Below are 3,494 nucleotides of genomic sequence, written 5' to 3' on the forward strand. Positions count from 1 at the left end.
CTTACTGTCTAATGGTAAGGGTTTTAAAAACTCAAACTGTCTAATCTATAGGGTACATTTTATAATAACTGTTATATTTTGTTATTAAATTCTCCGCAAACCCTTGAAAACACTGGATTTGTCGCAGGTGAGCTTTCCCTTATTTTTTCCCTTGTGTTATATCGTCCCATCAGTGTTTATGAACTCTGATAAGGACAAATACAAGCTCCACCTGATAGCCGGTGATCTTCGGGTTGGCCTTTTCTTCGCCGCCCCGGAGTAGCTTGAACTCCCGGAACTTTTCTCCCATAGCGGCGAAAATGAACTGTTCAAACTCATTCTTGCGGAGTGTGCCGCACCCCGGACAGCCCTTGTGGTCGGCACGTTTGGAACAGCGCAGGTATTCATAGCCGGAGGGGTTATGGGTCGTTTTGAGAGCGTACCCGCATTTCCCACATTTGATTTTCCCGGCCAGCCAAGTGTTCCAGGCCTTGCGCCCGTTCTGGAAGGTAATGTTTGTCATCAGCTTCTTGCGGCACCGTAACCAAATGTCGGAGGGTACAAAGCCCTCATGGGGAGCAATCACAAGTATCTGATCTTTCAGGCTCTTGTCCTCCTTCACATCCCGGCCCTGATAGAGATAGCAGCCATTTGTCCCGGCGAAGTCGGCGGCGTCATTAACTACCACCGCACCCTGACTTTTGAAAAACTCGTACATTTCCAAATCGGCCTGTACATAGACCGGGTTTCGGAGTAACTGGGACAAGAAGGGGCGTGTCAATGACTTCCCATAAATCTTGATACCCTGTTCCTCAAAATACCGGGTAATGTCTCCAAAGGAGGTTTCCGGCTCGGCGTACATTTCAAACATCAGCCGCACATGGTTAGCGGCCACGGGGTCAGCCGCCATCATCTTTGTGCGGATACCCTCTACCACCGTAGGCTCCAATTCAAAGCCATAGGGGGCTTGGCCGCTCATGTGAAAGCCTTTCAGGCACCGGGAGTGGTAAGCGTCCGTGACACGCTTCTGAATTGTCTCCCGTTCAAGCTGGGCGAATACAATACAGATATTCAGCATGGCCCGGCCCATCGGGGTCGAGGTGTCGAACTTCTCTGTGGAGGAAACAAACTCCACATCGTATTCCTGAAACAGCTCCATCATGTTCGCAATGTCCAGAATGGAGCGGCTTATTCTGTCCAGTTTGTAGACAACTACCCGGCGCACCTTGCCTTTGCGTATCTCGCCAAGGAGCTTTTGGAACTCGGGCCTGTCGCTGTTCTTTCCCGAATAGCCCTTGTCCTTGAAAATCCGGCAACTGCCTCCCTTCAACTCATACTTGCAGAAATCAATCTGGCTCTCAATACTGATACTGTCCTTGCGGTCTACCGACTGTCTTGCATAAATTACATCTTCTCTAATATTCATGTTGGGCTCCTTTCCTGTGGAAATGGAGCTACCAACCTACAAGTATATTATACCATTGATAGCCCCGCAGGACAATGTTGTCGATGGTCAGGCGGGGCTGTCCCCGGCCCTTATGTACTTGCTGAACACTTCATACAGACAGCGTTCAATGTCTTTCTTCCGCTTCTCCTTTTCTTTCGGGGAGAGTACCGGCGTCAGACTTTCCAGAACAATGCTTTTTCCCTGAAAAGGGACGGTCTTGGTTTCACTCTGATAAGTAACGGAGTATACCATGAAAGCCTCCTTTGCGTAATTGGTTGATGGCCAGTGTTTTCCCTCATTGTCCCGGTGGGGAAAAGCGAAAGGACAACGCCCGGTAAAAGGTGCTGCCCTTTCGTTCTGCTCCACGCTTCGGGCCAAGTTGGCCCGAGGTCAGGACTGCCAGTTTTCGTAGTAGTGCGCCGCCTCCTCCACAGCGCAGAAGTCAAAGACCTCGTAGAGCTCGGTAAGCACCTGCCGAATGTCCTTTGACTTTGCGGCATTGATCCGCTTCATGCGTGCGGCACATTCCGGGCAGTATTTGGCCCGGTTGGAACCGGGGGTAAACAGCGCCGTTTCCAGTTCCTTATCCTGCGGCAATACCGCCGCCCGAAACCACCTGCACAACAGGGAGTAGGAAATAGACTGGACACAGACACATTCCTCCCCATCGTCCAGGGCGATACAGTTTCCGTCGATGTAGTTACAGCACTCATGCACCAGCCTCCGCACTCTGCGGTACTGGCGGTAATCCATGACGGGGATAGGTTCAGACTTATTGTTCTTCATAAATGATTTCTTTCATAAAGTCGGTAACCTCCTTAAATGAATTTATTATTAAATATTCGTGCAAAGTATTGTTTTCTTCGTGCAAATGGCATATACTATAATTATCAGCAGAAAGGGGGTTGATCGTATGGCTGGAAATACCACAAACATCAGTATCCGCATGGACGCAGATTTGAAAGCACAGGCGGACGCACTGTTTACGGAACTTGGCATGAACCTGACTACGGCGTTTAACATCTTTGTGCGCCAGTCGCTTCGTGAAGGCGGCATTCCCTTTGAAGTAAGGCTGGAACAGCCGAACAAAGAAACGGTTGCTGCCATGCTGGAAGCGGAAAGGATTGCAAAAGACCCGTCTGTAAAGGGCTACAATGACCTTGACGAGTTATTTGCTGACCTGAAAAGATGAAAGAAACCAAATATACCGTCAAGTACACGACCAGTTTCAAAAAAGACTACAAACGAGCCATCAAGCGTGGCTTGAAGATCGAACTGCTGGAGCAGGTCGTAGCGTTGCTGGCGATGGGCGAACCGCTGCCGGATAAGAACCGTGACCATGACCTGTCCGGCGATTGGGCAGGCCATCGGGAATGTCACATTCTCCCGGACTGGCTGCTTGTCTACCGCATAGAAGATGATGTTCTGGTGCTGACGCTGGCCCGCACCGGCACACACAGCGACTTGTTCGGCAAATAAACAGTCTGCCGCCGTATAGGGAAACCTGTACGGCGGTTTTTCTGTATGCAAAGGGGTGTCGTGAAATGCGATGCACTTGACAGGGGTACGCCAAAATGCAGTATCCTTTACCGATCCGGCGCTCGGCCTTGACGATCTTTCCGCGCAGGTCATAGTAACGGCTGTTCATATCAGCGATTTTTTCATGAAGCTGCTGCATAGATTGGATGCCGTTTGCCTGCAAAAAGCTGAACAGCGCAGCGCTTTCCTGCAAGGCCCGGATTTTGCCGGTGCGGATGCCGCGCTTTTCCATTTGGCTGGCGGCTGGCCCCAGATGGACAGAGGGAATCTTATCAATGCCCTGCCGCTTGTAGCTGCGATGGTCAATGCGCTCCGGTCTGCCGGCAGATTCCAACGCCCGATTGGTGTAGGCCGCCCACGCTGCCCGCCAAATCTCCACATTTTCTTTATCGTTCCAGTCGGTCGTATCCTCTCGGTGATTTTTCCAATCGCCTTTCCCATCCGGGATACGCTATCGTATTCTTCGAGAAGCTGCCGAATGATGTTTCTTTTACCATCGGTCATTTGTACTCTGTGTACAGGTTTCTTT

4 protein-coding genes and 2 pseudogenes are annotated in these 3,494 nt (G+C 50.6%); 2 read left to right on the top strand and 4 right to left on the bottom strand.

The features are described from left to right. Positions 1-175: 175 nt before the first annotated feature. The 3 genes and pseudogenes from LKD36_RS17290 to LKD36_RS17300 form a co-directional block, all read right to left on the bottom strand. A pseudogene (locus LKD36_RS17290) lies at positions 176-1,405 on the bottom strand (recombinase family protein); the annotation flags it as partial. 87 nt (positions 1,406-1,492) lie between these two features. Further along, complete coding sequence (locus LKD36_RS17295) at positions 1,493-1,678, bottom strand: hypothetical protein (protein ID WP_308460374.1); 186 nt, start codon at positions 1,676-1,678, stop codon at positions 1,493-1,495. Positions 1,679-1,816: 138 nt separating this feature from the next. Beyond that, positions 1,817-2,212 carry a cysteine-rich VLP domain-containing protein gene (locus LKD36_RS17300; RefSeq protein ID WP_308460375.1) on the bottom strand — a complete coding sequence of 132 codons (396 nt, stop codon included), beginning with the start codon at positions 2,210-2,212 and terminating at the stop codon, positions 1,817-1,819. Positions 2,213-2,339: 127 nt separating this feature from the next. On the opposite strand from LKD36_RS17300, the gene LKD36_RS17305 reads away from it, so the two are divergent. Together LKD36_RS17305 and LKD36_RS17310 are read left to right on the top strand one after the other, a co-directional pair. Further along, complete coding sequence (locus LKD36_RS17305) at positions 2,340-2,618, top strand: type II toxin-antitoxin system RelB/DinJ family antitoxin (RefSeq protein WP_005924829.1); 279 nt, start codon at positions 2,340-2,342, stop codon at positions 2,616-2,618. Beyond that, positions 2,615-2,905, top strand: a complete 291-nt coding sequence (locus tag LKD36_RS17310) for a type II toxin-antitoxin system YafQ family toxin (protein ID WP_002596328.1) — start codon at positions 2,615-2,617, stop codon at positions 2,903-2,905. Before LKD36_RS17305 ends, LKD36_RS17310 begins: the two co-directional genes overlap by 4 nt. 268 nt (positions 2,906-3,173) lie before the next feature. On the opposite strand, the pseudogene LKD36_RS17755 reads toward LKD36_RS17310, so the two are convergent. Further along, positions 3,174-3,392: pseudogene (locus tag LKD36_RS17755) on the bottom strand (MobA/MobL family protein); the annotation flags it as partial. Positions 3,393-3,494: the final 102 nt, after the last annotated feature.

It is taken from the genome of Hominiventricola filiformis, assembly GCF_020686965.1.
In the GTDB taxonomy this organism is placed as follows: domain Bacteria; phylum Bacillota; class Clostridia; order Lachnospirales; family Lachnospiraceae; genus Hominiventricola; species Hominiventricola filiformis.